Origin of the sequence: Nocardiopsis exhalans (assembly GCF_024134545.1) — a bacterium.
GTDB classification, from domain to species: Bacteria; Actinomycetota; Actinomycetes; order Streptosporangiales; family Streptosporangiaceae; genus Nocardiopsis; species Nocardiopsis exhalans.
The window spans coordinates 1356477-1374380 of the sequence record NZ_CP099837.1 but is presented as its reverse complement, the minus strand read 5'-3'; the positions used below and the strand labels follow the sequence as shown (position 1 = coordinate 1374380).

Sequence of the window (17904 nt, the reverse complement as noted above, 5' to 3'; positions counted from 1 at the left end):
CGATGGAGGGCACGGTCTCACGGCCGTGCCCTCCGGCGTCTGGCACACCTCGGTCGCCTCCAGCAACGCGCTCAGGTCCCCGCGAACCTGTTCGTCCGTTCTGACGGTCGAGTCAGCTGCGCTGGTCGATCTCGTCCGGGGATGCCTCGTAGGTGATGCCGTACATCTCCTCCTCGGACTCCTCGTCCGCCCTCCCCCGGCGCCACCAGCCGCCCTCGGCGCGTTTGGCCGCGCGACGCTGCTCCCGCAGTTCACGGCGGGCCTCCTTGCGGGCCTCGCGCTCGGTCGCGCGGTCCCGCCTGCGCGCCTCACGGGCACGCCGCACCCGGGCACGGCGTTCGACGATGGCCTGCTCCGGTGTCGGCTCCGCGGCTTCCTCGGCGAGCCCGTCGGCGGTCTCCTCCTCGCGGGGGCGCAGCGCCGTGACCGTGGCCAGGCCCTTGCCCACCGGGACGTCGTCGGGCAGCTCCACCACCGGCCGCGCGGGTTCGGGGCGCTTGCGCTCCTTGGCCTCCCTGGTCTCCTCCCGCTGGGCGGCCACCTCCCGGGTCAGCTTGCGCGTGTACCACCAGTTCGCGATCCACGCCGCCACCGCCGCGGCCACACCCACCTCCAGAGCGGCCACCAGGCCGACCTGCCAGGCGGAGGGCCCCACCTCGCTCAGCCGCTGCGCCCCCAGCGATCCGCCCGCGGCCCCGGCCAGGGCCGCGCACAACATCCCCGTGGTCACCCCGCACACGAACCCCCACAACGGCGCGGCCTCGCTCACGACGTCCGGCGCACTGCGCTGGGTCAGCACCCCGCCGATCGCACCCGCCACGAACGGCACCACCAGAGCCACCAGGGACAGCACCGGGGCGGCGCCGTTGGCGGGCAGCGCCGCCAGCATCGGCATCGCGGGCAGCGCCCCCACCGAAACCCCGGTCGGCGCGACCACCGTCGCCTCGCCCATCGCGAAACCCGGACCGAGCGCGTAACAGACCGCGAAGACCACCGCGTTCGGCAGGTACGCCAGCTGCACGATCAGCAGGAGAGCCCCGCCGACCGCCCCCGGAGCGAGCGAGCGCGTGATCTCCACCGCCTCGGGCAGGTTCATGGCCAACGCCACCAGGAAGAGGAGGAGACCGCCGACCAGCAGGGCGCCCGTGGACGCGAGCATGCCCACCAGCAGCGACCTCGACCGCGCGGGCATGAGGTCGAGCAGGTCGCCGGTGGCCACGCCCTTGTCCTTCATGAGCTGGCGGAGCACGCCCAGCCCCCCGGCGAGGAACGCGATCACGAAACCCATCAGGAGCGCGCGCGGCATGCTCGGAACGACCTCGTCGGTCTGCGCCAACAGCGCGAGCGTGCCCGCCACCGCCGCGTAGGGACCGGCGATCGCCAGCGCCGCCCGGTACACGTGCCGCAACCGCCCGATCTCGCAGCTGCGCGCCAGCCAGCGCCCGAACCGGTACAGCAGCATCCCGGGCAGCAGCACCAGGCCCATGGGCAGCAGGCTCATCTGCCCTTCGGCCAGGGTGAAGGAGACGTGGTGACCCACCAGCCAGGCCAGGACGGCACCGCGCAGGAGGTCGACGATGTCCTCGCTGAAGGTGTCGTGCGGGGCCGCGACCCAGCCGACCATGGTGAGGGTGACGATCACCGCCAGCCCGATCCCGGCGGCGGAGGCGGCGGCGATCCCGCCCGTGGAGTAGATCGGGCGGACGGGCGCCTCCCGCGCGGATGCGGCGGACACGCCCCCGGAACCGGCGTCGGTGGTGGTCTTGGACCGCTTCGACTGCCGGCCTCGGTCGGGGGGAGATCCTGGCGTACTCACCCGACTTATGGTGCCAGGGGCCGGAATGCTCCGTGGTATCCCGGCCGCGCGTGTCGTGTCCGCATCGCCGCTGTGGAACGGGGAACAAACGAGATACGTCGTAACATGTGGACCCGGTCACCCCCGTACGAAGGACGCCTGATGGCAGAGCCCGACCCCGACCGCCGCTACCGGCTCTCCGACACCGAACGCGACGAAGCGCTCGGGAACCTGCGGGTGGCGTTCGAAGAGGGGCGGTTGGACACCGAGGAGCACGAGCGGCGCATGGACGCGGCGCTCCGGGCGGTCAACAACACCGACCTGCTCCCGCTCTTCGAGGACCTGCCGCGCAGGCTGGTCCCCAGCGCCGTCACCGGGCCCGAACCGGTCGGCCCCGCGCCCGCCGTCCCCGAGAGCCGCGAAGGCGAGGGTCCGGGGGCAGCCGAAGCCAGGACGGCCTCGGATGAGGTGGACTGGCGTGAGGAGTACCGGCGTGACGTGACCCGGGGCGAGCGCGGCGACGGGGCGAACATCGCCGGGCTCGCCGGGTGGGGCGGGTTCCTCCTACTGATCTGGGGCACGCCCGCCTTCATGAGCGGCAGCGTCTCCGCCATCACGATCTTCCTGGGGTTCTTCTGCCTTCTGGTGCTCGGGCCGCTCACCGGGCAGCTGATCGCCCAGCGCAACCGGCGGCGGCGCGACAACCCGCCCGGGCAGCTCGGCGGCGGCTGACCCGGGAAGCGGCCCGAGCACAAACGGCTCCGCCCCACCGACCGGGGACCCGGTGGCGGGGCGGAGCCGTTCTGAACGAAAGCCCTGCGGGGCGCAGTCCCTCTAGAAGAGGTCGCGCACCAGCTGAGCGGTCTCGCTCGGGGTCTTGCCGACCTTGACGCCAACGGCCTCGAGGGCCTCCTTCTTGGCGGCGGCCGTGCCGGAGGAACCGGAGACGATGGCGCCGGCGTGGCCCATGGTCTTGCCCTCCGGGGCGGTGAAGCCCGCGACGTAGCCGACGACCGGCTTGGTCACGTTGTCCTTGATGAAGTCAGCGGCGCGCTCCTCGGCGTCGCCACCGATCTCACCGATCATCACGATCACGTCGGTGTCCGGGTCGGCCTCGAAGGCCGCCAGGGCGTCGATGTGCGTGGTGCCGATGATCGGGTCGCCACCGATGCCGACGGCGGACGAGAAGCCGATGTCGCGCAGCTCGTACATCATCTGGTAGGTGAGCGTGCCCGACTTCGAGACCAGACCGATGCGGCCCGGCTTGGCGATGTCGGCCGGGATGATGCCGGCGTTGGACTGGCCCGGGGTGATGAGACCGGGGCAGTTCGGGCCGACGATCCGGGTCTTGTTGCCCTTGGAACCGGCGTAGGCCCAGAAGGCGGCGGTGTCGTGGACCGGGATGCCCTCGGTGATCACGACGGCCAGACCGATCTCGGCGTCGATCGCCTCGATGACGGCGTCCTTCGAGAACTTCGGCGGAACGAAGATCACGGTGACGTCGGCGCCGGTGGCGGCCATGCCCTCGGCGACGGAGCCGAAGACGGGCACCTCGGTGCCGTCGAAGTCGACGCTCTGCCCGGCCTTGCGCGGGTTCACGCCACCAACGATGTTGGTGCCGGACGCGAGCATACGGCGGGTGTGCTTGGTGCCCTCAGAGCCGGTCATGCCCTGGACGAGCACCTTGCTGTCCTTGTTAAGGAAGATAGCCATGGTGTGTTCCGTCCCCTACTTCGCCGCGAGCTCGGCGGCCCGAGAGGCGGCGCCGTCCATCGTGTCGACTCGACTCACGGCCGGGTGGGCGCGCTCGTCGAGGATCTGGCGGCCCAGTTCGGCGTTGTTGCCGTCCAGGCGCACAACCAGCGGCTTGCTGACGTCGTCGCCGCGCTTCTCCAGAAGCTCCAGCGCCTGCACGATGCCGTTGGCAACCGCGTCGCAGGCGGTGATGCCACCGAAGACGTTGACGAACACGCTCTTGACGGCGGGGTCGCCCAGGATGATCTCCAGGCCGTTCGCCATCACCTCGGCGGAGGCACCGCCACCGATGTCGAGGAAGTTGGCGGGCTTGACGCCGCCGTGGTTCTCACCGGCGTAGGCGACCACGTCCAGGGTCGACATGACCAGACCGGCACCGTTACCGATGATGCCGACCTCGCCGTCGAGCTTGACGTAGTTGAGGCCCTTGGCCTTGGCGGCGACCTCGAGCGGGTCACCCTCCTCGGCGAAGGTCAGGCTCTCCAGGTCCTGGCGGAACTCGGCGTTCTCGTCCAGGGTCACCTTGCCGTCGAGGGCGACGACCCGGCCGTCCTTGGTCAGGATGAGCGGGTTCACCTCCGCGAGGGTGGCGTCCTTGCCGACGAAGGCGTCCCAGAGCTTGGTGATGATCTCCGTGGCACCCGCGGCGGCGGCCTCGGGCAGGTTGCCCGCCTTGGCGATCTGCGCGGCGACCTCGGTCGGAGCACCCTTCAGGGCGTCGATCGAGATCTTGGCGACGGCGTCGGGGTTGGTCTCGGCGACCTCCTCGATCTCCACGCCGCCCTCTTTGGAGCAGATGGAGAGGAAGTCACGGTTGGCGCGGTCGAGCAGGAAGGAGAAGTAGTACTCCTCGGCGATGTCACTCGCCTCTTCGACCAGGACACGGTGGACCGTGTGGCCCTTGATGTCCATGCCGAGGATCTGCTCGGCCTTGGCCTGGGCGTCCTCGGGGCCCTCAGCGACCTTGACGCCACCGGCCTTACCGCGACCACCGGTCTTGACCTGGGCCTTCACGACGACGCGGGGCTTGCCCGCGGCGGCGAACTCATCAGCGATGGCACGGGCCTCAGAGGCCGTGCTCGCCACCTTCCCCTGGGGTACGGGAACCCCGTACTCTGCGAAGAGTTGCTTCGCCTGGTATTCGAACAGGTCCACGAGGGTCCGTCCTTGTAACTCGCTGGCTCAGTGTGTACCGGGGTGGCGTGTCCGGATCGGCGGTGACTCACCTGATAGGTGTCACACGACGCATACCCCGGTGGGGCTGAGCCGCCTACAGAGATCGAGATCGCCGCGGCCTTGCCACCCGCGACATGCGCAAAGCTTAGTCGCCTGAGATCTGGCCGCCGGACACCAGGGTCGTGTTGGCCGTGTGTTCCCTGCCCCAAAAGCCGCTCATGCGGCGTTGGGCCGCGCACACGTGGGAAAATATGTGACCAGCGACACGGCGAATAACACCGATCCGGTGCCGTTCCACCCCACTTCGGACTTCTGTCGAGGTGCGACGAACGTCACGATGTGGACCGAGCGTCGGTCAGGCCGCGTGGGCGGGCCGGATGTTCTCGCTGACCCACTCGGCGATCTCCGCGGTCGGCGCCCCCGGGGTGAAGATCCGGGCCACGCCCATCGCCTCCAGCTCCGCGATGTCGGAGTCGGGGATGATGCCCCCGCCGAACACCCGGATGTCGGTGGCGTCGTTCTCGCGCAGCAGCTCCATGACCCGCCCGAACATGGTCATGTGGGCGCCCGAGAGCACCGACAGGCCGATGGCGTCGGCGTCCTCCTGGAGCGCTGCGGCGACGATCATCTCCGGGGTCTGGCGCAGACCGGTGTAGATAACCTCCACTCCGGCATCACGCAGGACCCGGGCGACGATCTTGACGCCCCGGTCGTGCCCGTCCAGTCCCGGCTTCGCGACGATGACGCGCGCGGCGGTCTCGGCCATGGCCTACCCCTTAACTACGTCCCCCGCGGATACCCGACGCCCCTTGTGAGGGCTTCACCGGACACCTCGGAGGGAGATGATGAACTCGAGTGAAGAGTAACGCAGCTCACTCAGGGGTGCGGGGCACGGGGGCGGGTATCTTCCGAGCATGAACGACCACGTCACCGGATTCGAGCAGATCAGCACCGAAGACCTACGAGAACGCGCCGTGGAGCTGGCACGGCAGCGATGGGACGTACGTTTCTTCTGGCGCCTGCTGGGGCTGATCCCGGCGGCCGAGGCCGTCGCGGGCAACAGGGAGGCCAGCGAGGCCAGCGTCGCCCAGGCGTCCTCCTTCCTCTACGAGGCGCTCTCCGCCGAGAGCGACCCCGGCGTCCAGGAGGCGCTGCGCCCCGTCTACATCGAGTACCTCAGCGAGCACGGAAGGGATGCCGGGAGCGAAAGCACAGGGAGCAGGGGCGCGACTGAGGTCGGGGAGGCTCCGGAGGGCAAGGACTGACCCCGGCGAAGTCCATGTCCGAAAACCGCCAGCACCGGGTCGCCCGCATCGGTGACCATGGTGGTTGTGATGGACGACGAGCAGCGCTACCGCGCGGTACACAGCAGGGACTCCCGCTTCGACGGGGTCTTCTACACCGCCGTGCGCACCACCGGCATCTACTGCCGGCCCAGCTGTCCCGCGGTGACCCCGCGCCGGGAGAACGTGTGCTTCTACCGGACCGCGGCCGCCGCGCAGGAATCGGGGTTCCGCGCGTGCAAACGGTGCCGCCCGGACACCGTTCCCGGCTCACCCGAATGGAACGTGCGGGCCGACGTGGTCGGCCGGGCCATCCGGTTGATCCACGACGGTGCCGTCGACCGGGGCGGGGTGGGAGCGGTCGCCGACGCCCTCGGCTACAGCGAACGCCAGCTGAACCGCCTGCTCTCGGCCGAGGTGGGCGCCGGCCCGCTGGCCCTGGCCAGGACCGAGCGGGCGCACACCGCCCGCATCCTGGTGGAGACCACGGACATGCCGATGGCCGACGCCGCCTTCGCCTCCGGGTTCGCGAGTGTGCGGCAGTTCAACGAGACCATGCGCACGGTGTTCGACCGCTCGCCGTCACAGATGCGTGCGGCAGCGGGGCGGAGCGGATCGGTACCCGCTCCCCCGGGTGCGGTGGCGCTGCGACTGCCCTACCGGGGACGGATCGACCTGACCGGGATGCTCTCCTTCCTCGGCGACCGCGCCGTCCCGGGGGTGGAGGAGTACACGGGTGGGGTGTACCGGCGGACGCTGCGGCTACCGAACGGACCCGCTGTCGTGGAGCTCTCCGGGGTGGACGGACACGTGCTGTGCCGGTTGTGGTTGTCCGAGCCTCGTGACCTGGCCAGCGCGGTGCGGCGCTGCCGGAGCCTGCTGGACCTGGACGCCGATCCGGAGGCCGTGGCCGAGGTGCTGGGGACGGACCCCGTACTCGGCCCCGTCCTCCGACAACGCCCCGGTGTGCGCGCCCCCGGGCACGTGGACCCGGCCGAACTCGCGACCCGAGCTGTCCTCGGACAACAGGTCTCGGTGCGGGCCGCGCGTACTCTGGCGGGACGCCTGGTGAGCCGGTTCGGGAAGCCGCTGGCCGTCCCGGACGGCGGGCTCACCCACGCGTTCCCCTCGCCGGAGGCCCTGGCCGCCGCCGACCCGACTGAACTGTCCATCCCCGTCACACGGGGGCGGGCGCTGATCAACGTGGCGGACGCGATCGCCTCAGGTCAGGTGGACCTGGGCCCGGGCTGCGACCGGGACGAAGCGGAGCGACGCCTGATGGAACTGCCCGGGATCGGCCCGTGGACCGCCGGATACGTACGGATGCGCGGACTCGGGGACCCGGACGTTTTTCTGCCGACCGACCTCGGGGTGCGCCAGGCTTTGGAGCGCGCGGGGCTGAGGGCGACCCCGTCCGCAGCGGCTGGGAAGGCCAAGGAGTGGAGCCCCTGGCGCTCGTACGCCACCCACCTGCTGTGGGCCTCGCTCAACACAACGACAGCGCCGAGAGGGATCGAATGAACACCGAACAGGACGCACTTCCGCTGGACCTGCCCCAGGAGCCGGAGGCCCCGCCGCGGGAGACAGCGGTGCGCTTCCGCGAACCGCTGCCGGGCCCGACTTACTACACAACGATAAGTTCGCCGTTGGGCGAGCTGACGCTGCACGGCGACGGAGAGGCCCTGGGCGGGGTACTGACCCCGCCCAAGGAGGGCGCCAGCAGGGCGGTCCCGGAGAACTGGGTGGCCGAAGCGAAACCGTTCACGGAGGTGGAGCAGCAGCTGACCGCGTACTTCGCGGGGGAGCTCAAGGAGTTCGATCTTCCGTTGGCCCCGGCCGGGACCGCCTGGCAGCTGCGGGTCTGGCGGGCGCTGACCACCATCCCGTACGGGGAGACCGCCGGTTACGGCCAGCTCGCCGAAGAACTGGGGCGGCCGACGGCCTCCCGGGCGGTCGGCATGGCCAACGGGAGGAATCCGATCAGCATCATCGTCCCCTGCCACCGCGTCATCGGCGCCAACGGAAGCCTGACCGGTTACGCGGGCGGGCTGGAACGCAAGCAGTACCTGCTGGGCCTGGAACAGAGCCAGACCATGAAGCACAGAGCCTAAAAACCGGACAACCCACCCCTCCCCTTCCGTGACGCTTCTATGTCAAGTGGCGGGCTGAAGAGAGACCTCAGCCCGCCCTCTCACCACTTGATCAGCGACCATCGCCCGATACACCACATCCGCCAAATGCCGCTTCAAAGCCCGATACGCACCCTTGGTGCCCTTGGCCTCCTCCCGGGAACGCACGAACTCCCGAGCCGGCTCACCCAACCGGACCTGAACCACCCCGATCGAGTGCAACGCCCGGTTCACCTGCCGGTTCCCACCCCGGTGCAACCGATGCCGATCCCGCCCCGAGGAAAACACCGGAATCGGCGCGCTCCCCGCCCACCGCGCCATCTTCGCCGAGGTCGCAAACCGCGACACATCCCCCACCTGCGAGAGCAACACCGCAGCCCAGACCACACCCACACCACGAATCCCCAACAAGTTCGGCGCCAACGGCTCCACCAGCTCCTTGAGACGCCGCTCCACCTCAACAACACGCACGAACAGGGTGTGGATCTCCTCCAGCTGCTCCAGCAGCACCCACCGCGCCACCTCGTCCAGCTCGGCCCCCTCCACCAGAGCACGCACCCGACCCACCTTGGCCCGGGTTTTCAACGCCCCCTTGCCCAGGCGGTGGTCCAACTCGATGTGCACCGCCGCCAGCACCCGGTTGGTCAGGGCCACACGCTGATCGGTCAGATTCTGGCGCAGGCCCACCAGCGCACGCACCTGCCGCACCTGCGGGTCGATCCGGTGGCGGGCCAGGTCAGGGTGGCCAGGGCCGCACGCGCGATGGCCACCGCGTCGATCACGTCGGACTTGGCGCCCACCGGCCCGCTCAGCTTGCGGTGGGCGGCCATGGCGCGCGGCGGCACCCACACCACTTCCTGGCCCGCTCCCAGCAGGGCGTCAGCGATGGCCCGGCCCAGCCCGGGGCCGCCCTCGATGGCCCACAGCACCGGGCCGTTTCCGGCCAGGGCGCGGATCCAGGTCAAGAGCTGGCCCAGGGCCTCGGGGCCCGTCTGGACCTTCTTGGCCCTGCCCAGGCGGGTGCCGTCCTGGGCCAGCGCGACGGCTTGGTGCATGTCCTTGTGCGGGTCGATACCCACTGTCACCATGGTGGTGTCCTGCTTCCTCTTGGTCAGGAACGGGACGACTACCAGGGCCCTGGCCCGGGGGACAGATCTACTGTGAGTTATCGGCTGCACAGGCTTCTATAAGGTCACTCCCGCGGCCAGGGCCTTGGCCTGCGAGCGCTGGTGGACAGGTCACGACAAGGTCCACGTGGGACAGATCTTGCTTGAGTCACCCCAGCCCCGCTGTCGGGCGGCTCCCGTCGAAACCCTCCCGACACCCACCATGGTGGACCAGTAGATCTTGCTACCAGGAGCGAAATCGGCGCCGATTTCGCTCCTGGTAGCAAGATCACGCAGAACCCGACAGAGACCAACGAAGAACCCGCACACGAACCAAAACCCCAACCCCACCCACCATTCACATGTTCACAAACACCGGCAACAAAAAAGAAGGGGGCCCGTTCCGAAGAACGAACCCCCTCCCCTCAAGAAAAACCGTGGCAGCGACCTACTCTCCCACCCCATCACAGAGCAGTACCATCAGCGCAAGGAGACTTAACGACCGGGTTCGGAATGAGACCGGGTGTGACCCTCCTGCTAAAACCACCACGGAAACCAACAACCACCATGACTCAACCCCAAACCACCAGGGGAATCACGACAGCCAAGCTTTCGTGAACAAGTGTGCGCGAACATCCAATTATCTGCAGCGGACAAGCCCTCGGCCTATTAGTACCGGTCAGCTCCACCCCTCACAGGGCTTCCACATCCAGCCTATCAACCCCGTCGTCTACAGGGAGCCTTACCCTCTCTAGGAGGCAGGAGACCTCATCTCGAAGCAAGCTTCCCGCTTAGATGCTTTCAGCGGTTATCTCTCCCGAACGTAGCCAACCAGCCATGCCCTTGGCAGGACAACTGGCACACCAGAGGTTCGTCCGTCCCGGTCCTCTCGTACTAGGGACAGCCCTTCTCAAGTCTCCAACGCGCACAGCGGATAGGGACCGAACTGTCTCACGACGTTCTAAACCCAGCTCGCGTGCCGCTTTAATGGGCGAACAGCCCAACCCTTGGGACCAACTCCAGCCCCAGGATGCGACGAGCCGACATCGAGGTGCCAAACCATCCCGTCGATATGGACTCTTGGGGAAGATCAGCCTGTTATCCCCGGGGTACCTTTTAGCCGTTGAGCGACACCGCTTCCACACGCCGGTGCCGGATCACTAGTCCCAGCTTTCGCTCCTGCTCGACACGTCCGTCTCACAGTCAAGCTCCCTTGTGCACTTACACTCAACACCTGATTACCAACCAGGCTGAGGGAACCTTTGGGCGCCTCCGTTACTCTTTGGGAGGCAACCGCCCCAGTTAAACTACCCACCAGACACTGTCCCCGAACCGGATCACGGTCCAAAGTTAGATGCCCGAAACAGTCAGAGTGGTATTTCACCAACGCCTCCACCGCCACTAGCGTGACGACTTCACAGGCTCCCACCTATCCTACACAAACCATCCCAAACACCAATGTCAAGCTATAGTGAAGGTCCCGGGGTCTTTCCGTCCTGCTGCGCGAAACGAGCATCTTTACTCGTAGTGCAATTTCACCGGGCCCATGGTTGAGACAGTGGGGAAGTCGTTACGCCATTCGTGCAGGTCGGAACTTACCCGACAAGGAATTTCGCTACCTTAGGATGGTTATAGTTACCACCGCCGTTTACTGGCGCTTAGATTCCTAGCTTCGCCGGGGCGAACCCCAACTAACCAGTCCTCTTAACGTTCCAGCACCGGGCAGGCGTCAGTCCGTATACAGCGTCTTACGACTTCGCACGGACCTGTGTTTTTAATAAACAGTCGCTTCCCCCCGCTATCTGCGACCCCACCCAGCTCAGGATGCAAGATCCGTCACCAGACAGGGCTCCCCTTCTCCCAAAGTTACGGGGACAATTTGCCGAGTTCCTTAACCATGGTTCACCCGAACGCCTCGGTATTCTCTACCTGACCACCTGCGTCGGTTTAGGGTACTGGCCACACACGAACTCGCTAGAGGCTTTTCTCGACAGCATGGGATCACTCACTTCACCGAAAACGGCTCGGCATCACGTCTCAGCCTTATGTGAGAGGCGGATTTGCCTACCTCTCGGCCTACACGCTTACCCCCGGACAACCACCGCCGGGTAGAGCTACCCTCCTGCGTCACCCCATCACTTACCTACTACAAGCTCGGGTCCCAGACCAGATACCAACGATCTCCCGAAGGATTTCGAAGGATCCAGCGTGGTTAGCATCACCTGATTCGATACTGGACGCTCGTGCACGGGTACGGGAATATCAACCCGTTATCCATCGACTACGCCTGTCGGCCTCGCCTTAGGTCCAGACTCACCCTGGGCGGATTAACCTGCCCCAGGAACCCTTAGTCAATCGGCGGCAACGTTTCTCACGTTGCTTTCGCTACTCATGCCTGCATTCTCACTCGCACACCCTCCACCACTCGATCACTCGGCAGCTTCACTGGATGCACGACGCTCCCCTACCAACCCAGCCCTTACAGGCTGAACTTCACAGCTTCGGCGGTGTACTTAAGCCCCGCTACATTATCGGCGCAGAACCACTTGACCAGTGAGCTATTACGCACTCTTTAAAGGATGGCTGCTTCTAAGCCAACCTCCTGGTTGTCTCAGCAACTCCACAACCTTTCCCACTTAGCACACGCTTAGGGGCCTTAGCTGATGATCTGGGCTGTTTCCCTCTCGACTACGAAGCTTATCCCCCGCAGTCTCACTGCCACGCTTCACTTAACCGGCATTCGGAGTTTGTCTGACGTCAGTAACCTTGTAGGGCCCATCAGCCAAACAGTAGCTCTACCTCCAGCAAGAAACACGTGACGCTGCACCTAAATGCATTTCGGGGAGAACCAGCTATCACGGAGTTTGATTGGCCTTTCACCCCTACCCACACCTCATCCCCCAGATTTTCAACTCTGGTGGGTTCGGGCCTCCACGAGGTCTTACCCCCGCTTCACCCTGGACATGGGTAGATCACTCCGCTTCGGGTCCACAGCATGCGACTCAAACGCCCTATTCAGACTCGGTTTCCCTACGGCTACCCCACCCGGGTTAACCTCGCCACACACCATGACTCGCAGGCTCATTCTTCAAAAGGCACGCCATCACAAGAACCGAAGTCCCAGCTCTGACGGCTTGACAGCACACGGTTTCAGGTACTATTTCACGACCCCTCACCGGGGCACTTTTCACCTTTCCCTCACGGTACTAGTGCACTATCGGTCATCAGGACGTATTTTGGCTTAGCAGGTGGTCCTGCCAGATTCACACGGAATTTCTCGGGCTCCGCGCTACTCGGGAGAACATCAACACCTAGACTCTTCCTTCACCTACGGGACTCTCACCCACTCCGGTACCGCTTCCCAACGGTTTCAGCTAGAAAAATCATCAGCGCTCCAGGCCGACAGACCTGAAAAGATGCATCCCACAACCCCGCACACGCAACGACTGCCGTCTATCACACGCATGCGGTTTAGCCTCTTCCCCGTTCGCTCACCACTACTAGGAGAATCACTGTTGTTTACTCTTCCTACGGGTACTGAGATGTTTCACTTCCCCGCGTCACCACCAACTACCCTATACATTCAGGTAGCGGCAACCCGACACAACTCGGGCTAGGTTTCCCCATTCGGACACCCGCGGATCAAAGCTCGGTTGACAGCTCCCCGCGGCCTATCGTGGCCTCCCACGTCCTTCATCGGCGCCTGATGCCAAGGCATCCACCGTGTGCCACTATCACTTGGCCACTACAGATAATAAGATGCTCGCGCACACTATTCACAAATCAAAACACCAACCACAAACTCCCCTACCTCAAACCACAACCCCGATCCTCACAAGGAGAACCAGAGCCGTAGGAGTTACTGGAGGTGGTAGCGGGATGCAACCCACAAGGGATTGCTTCCTCAGATACCCAACAGCGCGCCCCCTGACGCTTCTAGTCGCCAGAGGTGAAGTTCGATTCTACTTTAGCCACTCCCGAGTCGCACCAGACCATCAAGGCCCAGGCGCTCAGGTCCACTTCCGAGTCCGGCCGGCTGTAGAAAAAGTGCCGACCTGTAAAGACTCCTTAGAAAGGAGGTGATCCAGCCGCACCTTCCGGTACGGCTACCTTGTTACGACTTCGTCCCAATCGCCAGCCCCACCTTCACTCATTCCCTCCCCGAAGGGTTAGGCCACAAGTTTCGGGTGTTGCCGACTTTCATGACGTGACGGGCGGTGTGTACAAGGCCCGGGAACGTATTCACCGCGGCGTTGCTGATCCGCGATTACTAGCGACTCCACCTTCATGGGGTCGAGTTGCAGACCCCAATCCGAACTGAGACCGGCTTTAAGGGATTCGCTCCACCTTACGGTATCGCACGCCCATTGTACCGGCCATTGTAGCATGTTTGCAGCCCAAGACATAAGGGGCATGATGACTTGACGTCGTCCCCACCTTCCTCCGAGTTGACCCCGGCAGTCTCCTATGAGTCCCCACCATTACGTGCTGGCAACATAGAACAAGGGTTGCGCTCGTTGCGGGACTTAACCCAACATCTCACGACACGAGCTGACGACAGCCATGCACCACCTGTCACCCACCAACTAAATGACCCTGTATCTCTACAGGTCCACGGGTGATGTCAAACCTTGGTAAGGTTCTTCGCGTTGCGTCGAATTAAGCAACATGCTCCGCCGCTTGTGCGGGCCCCCGTCAATTCCTTTGAGTTTTAGCCTTGCGGCCGTACTCCCCAGGCGGGGCGCTTAATGCGTTAGCTACGGCGCGGAAACCGTGGAAAGTCCCCACACCTAGCGCCCAACGTTTACGGCATGGACTACCAGGGTATCTAATCCTGTTCGCTCCCCATGCTTTCGCTCCTCAGCGTCAGGTAAGGCCCAGAAACCCGCCTTCGCCACCGGTGTTCCTCCTGATATCTGCGCATTTCACCGCTACACCAGGAATTCCAGTTTCCCCTACCTACCTCTAGCATGCCCGTATCCACTGCAGAACCGGAGTTAAGCCCCGGTCTTTCACAGCAGACGCGACATGCCGCCTACGAGCTCTTTACGCCCAATAATTCCGGACAACGCTCGGACCCTACGTATTACCGCGGCTGCTGGCACGTAGTTAGCCGGTCCTTATTCCCCACCTACCGTCAACCCCGAGAGAACCCGGAGCCTGCGTTGGTGGTAAAAGAGGTTTACAACCCGAAGGCCGTCATCCCCCACGCGGCGTCGCTGCATCAGGCTTTCGCCCATTGTGCAATATTCCCCACTGCTGCCTCCCGCAGGAGTCTGGGCCGTGTCTCAGTCCCAGTGTGGCCGGTCGCCCTCTCAGGCCGGCTACCCGTAATCGCCTTGGTAGGCCGTTACCCCACCAACAAGCTGATAGGCCGCGAGCCCATCCCTGACCGATAAAACTTTCCACCCGCCACCATGAGGTGGCAGGTCATATCCGGTATTAGACGGCGTTTCCACCGCTTATCCCGGAGTCAGGGGCAGGTTGCTCACGTGTTACTCACCCGTTCGCCGCTCGTGTACCCCGAAGGGCCTTACCGCTCGACTTGCATGTGTTAAGCACGCCGCCAGCGTTCGTCCTGAGCCAGGATCAAACTCTCCATAAAGGTCAAACAACCCATCCCGGCGACCGTGAGGTCAGCCTGGGGTGAGTAAACCTAGAAGAAATCCTGACCGATCATCTCGCGATGACCAATCAAAGGAACCCTACGCACCGAAGTGCGTCGGGGCCAAAACAAACATGGCTTAAAGAAAATCAAACACGCGCTGTTGAGTTCTCAAGAAACAATCACTCTTCCCGTACAAGCGCCAGAACCAGCTGGTTCCGTCTGCTCTCCCGTGGAAGGCTTTTTTCTTCTGCGTCCCGGTCGCTTTCGCGTCCGTTCCGCTGTGTTGTGTCTTTACTTTATCAGGTGTTCCGCGCCCCGCCAAATCGGCGGTTTGTGTCAACCAGATCGGGGTAAAGCCCGTTGTGCTTTTCCCAGTCTAGCGTTTCCTCGGCGGTGTTTTCACCGCGTTGTTTTCGCTGGGCTGTTCTAAGCAACTCCCCGAGCTTACATGGCTAGAGCACTGCTCGAACCGCTGTGTTTCGAAGAGGTGGACCGGCCCGCCCGCGGAAGAAACCGCGTTCGTCTCGCTCGGTCTTCCCCAACTCTACCCCTGGGCGGGAGTGCTCGTGACGGGTTCGGCGAAACTCGCCGGTGTCGTGGCTTACACGCCGCCGAGGATGCCCCGATCGCCCCCGTTTGCAACTGATCGTCCCTCGCTGGCGGGCTGCGCAGCCCGCCACCGTGCACCGCACAGGCCCGGAGAGAACTAGAGCTTCTCGATCGGGGCGTACTTGACCAGGAAGTCCTTCTCGCCGATGTCGGCGCCGAAGTCGATGCGGGCCTTGGTCTTGTCGCCGGCCCCGTCGACCAGCTGAACCCGGCCCATACCGAAGGAGTCGTGGTTGACCAGGTCGCCGACGCTCAATGTGGGCGCTTCCTTCGCGGCTTTCTTCTTGCCGCTGCCGAAGGTGCTCCCGAAACCGCCGGGCCCGCCGCCGAAACCACCGCCGGAGCGACCGCCGATGGTCCGGCTGGGCGGAGCGGCGAGGGTCGACTCGGCGCGGCGCCAGTCGACGAGATGCGACGGGATCTCGTCCAGGAACCGGGAGGCCGGGTTGTAGGAGGGGGTGCCCCAGGCGCTGCGGACCGCGGCGCGGCTGACGTACAGCCGTTCCTGGGCGCGGGTGATACCCACGTAGGCAAGGCGCCGCTCCTCCTCCAGCTCGGTCTTGTCCCCGAGGGTGCGGGTGTGCGGAAAGACCCCGTCCTCCATGCCGGTGAGGAAGACCGCCGGGAACTCCAGCCCCTTGGCCGCGTGCAGGGTCATCAGGGTGACCACCCCGCCCTCGTCGTCCTCGTCGGGGATCTGGTCGGTGTCGGCGACCAGGGCGATGCGCTCCAGGAAGTCGACCAGGGTCGGCTCCCCCGGGTCGATGCCCTGGTTCTCCTCGCCCTCCAGCAGGGACTCGTCCTCGATGAGCGCGGCGAAGGTGTGCTCGAACTCCCGGGCGACGTCGACGAACTCCTCGAGGTTCTCCACCCGGCTCTCGTCCTGGAGGTCCTTGGACTCGGCCAGTTCGGAGAGGTACCCGGTCTTGCTGAGCACCGCCTCGACGATCTCGGCCGGCATGCTGCCCGGCACGACCTCGGCGAGCTCGTCGAGGAGGGCGGTGAAGTTCTTGATCGCCTTCGCGGAGCGGGTCGCCAGACCCGGGGCCTCGTCCACCCGGCGCAGAGCCTTCGAGAAGGAGACGCGTTCCCGGGCGGCGAGCAGCTCGATCGACTCCTCGGCGCGGGCACCGATACCGCGTTTGGGCACGTTGAGGATGCGGCGCAGGCTCACCGTGTCCTCAGGGTTGGCCAGGACCCGCAGGTAGGCCAGGATGTCGCGGATCTCCTTGCGCTCGTAGAAACGCACGCCGCCGACGATCTTGTACGGCAGCCCGGTCCGGATGAACACGTCCTCGAAGACACGGGACTGCGCGTTGGTCCGGTAGAACACCGCGACCTGGCTCGGCTTGACGATGCCCTGGTCCGCGAGCTTGTCGATCTCCCCGACCACGAACGCCGCTTCGTCGTGCTCGTTGTCGGCGACGTACCCCGTGATCATCGGGCCCTCGCCCTGTTCCGACCACAGGTTCTTGGCCGGGCGCCCCTCGTTGCGGTCGATGACCGTGTTCGCGGCGGAGAGGATGTTCTGGGTGGAGCGGTAGTTCTGCTCCAGAAGGATGGTGCGCGCGTTCGGGAAGTCGCGCTCGAACTCCAGGATGTTGCGGATCGTCGCGCCGCGGAAGGCGTAGATCGACTGGTCGGCGTCGCCCACCACGCAGAGTTCCGCGGGCGGGACCACACTGGTGTCGGAGCCCTCCGCCACGCCGACGAGCTCGCGGACGAACACGTACTGGGCGTGGTTGGTGTCCTGGTACTCGTCGACCATCACGTGCCGGAAGCGGCGCCGGTAGTACTCGGCCACGTCCGGGAACATCTGGAACAGGTTGACCGTGATCATGATCAGGTCGTCGAAGTCCATGGCGCCCGCCTCGTGGAGGCGGCGCTGGTACAGCTGGTAGGCCTCGGCGAGCTTCTTCTCCTGCTCGGTCTGGGCCTGCTCGGCGAAGGTGTCGTAGTCGACGAGCTCGTTCTTGAGGTTGGACACCTGGAAGCTGAAGGACTTGGGCGGGAACCGCTTGGGGTCCAGGTCCATCTCCTTGCAGACCAGCTGCATGAGGCGCTGGGAGTCCGCGGCGTCGTAGATGGTGAAGCTGCTCGGGTAGCCGAGCCGGTGTGCCTCCCGGCGCAGGACGCGCACACACGCCGAGTGGAAGGTCATCGTCCACATGGTGTTGGCGGCGCGACTGCCGAGGAGGGCCTCGATGCGCTCCTTCATCTCGGCCGCGGCCTTGTTGGTGAAGGTGATCGCGAGAATCTCCCCCGGGCGCACCCCGCGTTCGGCCATGAGATAGGCGATGCGGTGGGTGAGGACACGGGTCTTGCCCGAGCCCGCGCCCGCCACGATCAGGAGCGGCGCGCCGGCATGGGTGACGGCGTCGCGCTGGGGACCGTTCAGACCTTCGAGAAGCTGTTCTTGGGAGGACACGCCTACCAGGTTACG

At 65.3% G+C, this 17904-nt stretch carries 11 protein-coding genes and 3 rRNA genes; 4 read left to right on the top strand and 10 right to left on the bottom strand.

What is annotated here, in order from left to right; genetic code table 11:
• Positions 1-112: 112 nt before the first annotated feature.
• Positions 113-1735: a cell division protein PerM gene (locus NE857_RS06210; protein WP_435873529.1), complete on the bottom strand. Its 1623-nt coding sequence runs from the start codon at positions 1733-1735 to the stop codon at positions 113-115.
• A gap of 222 nt (positions 1736-1957) precedes the next feature.
• On the opposite strand from NE857_RS06210, the gene NE857_RS06205 reads away from it, so the two are divergent.
• Complete coding sequence (locus NE857_RS06205; RefSeq protein WP_254420144.1) at positions 1958-2527, top strand: DUF1707 SHOCT-like domain-containing protein; 570 nt, start codon at positions 1958-1960, stop codon at positions 2525-2527.
• Positions 2528-2629: 102 nt separating this feature from the next.
• Here the strand turns inward: NE857_RS06205 and sucD are convergent, their stop codons facing one another.
• From sucD to icmB, 3 genes are all read right to left on the bottom strand, one after another.
• Positions 2630-3508: a succinate--CoA ligase subunit alpha gene (gene sucD / locus NE857_RS06200; RefSeq protein WP_184369547.1), complete on the bottom strand. Its 879-nt coding sequence runs from the start codon at positions 3506-3508 to the stop codon at positions 2630-2632.
• 15 nt (positions 3509-3523) lie between these two features.
• Positions 3524-4705 carry an ADP-forming succinate--CoA ligase subunit beta gene (sucC, locus tag NE857_RS06195; RefSeq protein ID WP_017580537.1) on the bottom strand — a complete coding sequence of 394 codons (1182 nt, stop codon included), beginning with the start codon at positions 4703-4705 and terminating at the stop codon, positions 3524-3526.
• Between the two features lie 376 nt (positions 4706-5081).
• Positions 5082-5492, bottom strand: a complete 411-nt coding sequence (gene icmB / locus NE857_RS06190) for a coenzyme B12-dependent isobutyryl CoA mutase small subunit (RefSeq protein ID WP_017580536.1) — start codon at positions 5490-5492, stop codon at positions 5082-5084.
• Between the two features lie 148 nt (positions 5493-5640).
• Between icmB and NE857_RS06185 the strand changes: the two genes are divergently transcribed.
• The 3 genes from NE857_RS06185 (at position 5641) to NE857_RS06175 (ending at position 8120) form a co-directional block, all read left to right on the top strand.
• The gene (locus NE857_RS06185; RefSeq protein WP_254420143.1) at positions 5641-5991 is read left to right on the top strand and encodes a hypothetical protein; all 351 of its coding nucleotides are present in this window, start codon (positions 5641-5643) and stop codon (positions 5989-5991) included.
• A 69-nt stretch (positions 5992-6060) separates the two neighbouring features.
• Entirely contained in the window at positions 6061-7530 is a 1470-nt protein-coding gene (locus NE857_RS06180; RefSeq protein ID WP_301184308.1) for a DNA-3-methyladenine glycosylase 2, read from the top strand.
• A complete protein-coding gene (locus NE857_RS06175) occupies positions 7527-8120 on the top strand; it encodes a methylated-DNA--[protein]-cysteine S-methyltransferase (RefSeq protein WP_254420142.1) in 594 nt (197 codons plus the stop codon). The genes NE857_RS06180 and NE857_RS06175 overlap by 4 nt, the downstream gene beginning before the upstream one ends.
• Before the next feature lie 42 nt (positions 8121-8162).
• Here the strand turns inward: NE857_RS06175 and NE857_RS06170 are convergent, their stop codons facing one another.
• The 6 genes from NE857_RS06170 to pcrA all read right to left on the bottom strand — a co-directional run bounded on the left by NE857_RS06170 (position 8163) and on the right by pcrA (position 17889).
• On the bottom strand, positions 8163-8846 hold the full coding sequence (locus tag NE857_RS06170; protein WP_254418181.1) for a transposase: 684 nt from the start codon (positions 8844-8846) through the stop codon (positions 8163-8165).
• Entirely contained in the window at positions 8804-9226 is a 423-nt protein-coding gene (locus tag NE857_RS06165; protein WP_254418180.1) for an IS110 family transposase, read from the bottom strand. The genes NE857_RS06170 and NE857_RS06165 overlap by 43 nt, the downstream gene beginning before the upstream one ends.
• A 453-nt stretch (positions 9227-9679) precedes the next feature.
• Positions 9680-9795: ribosomal RNA gene (gene rrf / locus NE857_RS06160) — 5S ribosomal RNA — on the bottom strand.
• Positions 9796-9892: 97 nt separating this feature from the next.
• A 23S ribosomal RNA gene (locus tag NE857_RS06155) occupies positions 9893-12989 on the bottom strand.
• Between the two features lie 327 nt (positions 12990-13316).
• Positions 13317-14849, bottom strand: a 16S ribosomal RNA gene (locus tag NE857_RS06150).
• Together the 16S, 23S and 5S rRNA genes form the textbook arrangement of a ribosomal RNA operon.
• 709 nt (positions 14850-15558) lie before the next feature.
• On the bottom strand, positions 15559-17889 hold the full coding sequence (pcrA, locus tag NE857_RS06145; protein WP_254420141.1) for a DNA helicase PcrA: 2331 nt from the start codon (positions 17887-17889) through the stop codon (positions 15559-15561).
• Between the last annotated feature and the right edge of the window lie 15 nt (positions 17890-17904).

Excerpts from the sequence above, each read along its gene's own strand:
- icmB (WP_017580536.1), bottom strand. The coding sequence starts at position 5,492 with ATGGCCGAGACCGCCGCGCGCGTCATCGTCGCGAAGCCGGGACTGGAC.
- NE857_RS06205 (WP_254420144.1), top strand. The coding sequence starts at position 1,958 with ATGGCAGAGCCCGACCCCGACCGCCGCTACCGGCTCTCCGACACCGAA.
- NE857_RS06175 (WP_254420142.1), top strand. The coding sequence starts at position 7,527 with ATGAACACCGAACAGGACGCACTTCCGCTGGACCTGCCCCAGGAGCCG.
- NE857_RS06185 (WP_254420143.1), top strand. The coding sequence starts at position 5,641 with ATGAACGACCACGTCACCGGATTCGAGCAGATCAGCACCGAAGACCTA.
- sucD (WP_184369547.1), bottom strand. The coding sequence starts at position 3,508 with ATGGCTATCTTCCTTAACAAGGACAGCAAGGTGCTCGTCCAGGGCATG.
- NE857_RS06180 (WP_301184308.1), top strand. The coding sequence starts at position 6,061 with ATGGACGACGAGCAGCGCTACCGCGCGGTACACAGCAGGGACTCCCGC.
- NE857_RS06165 (WP_254418180.1), bottom strand. The coding sequence starts at position 9,226 with ATGGTGACAGTGGGTATCGACCCGCACAAGGACATGCACCAAGCCGTC.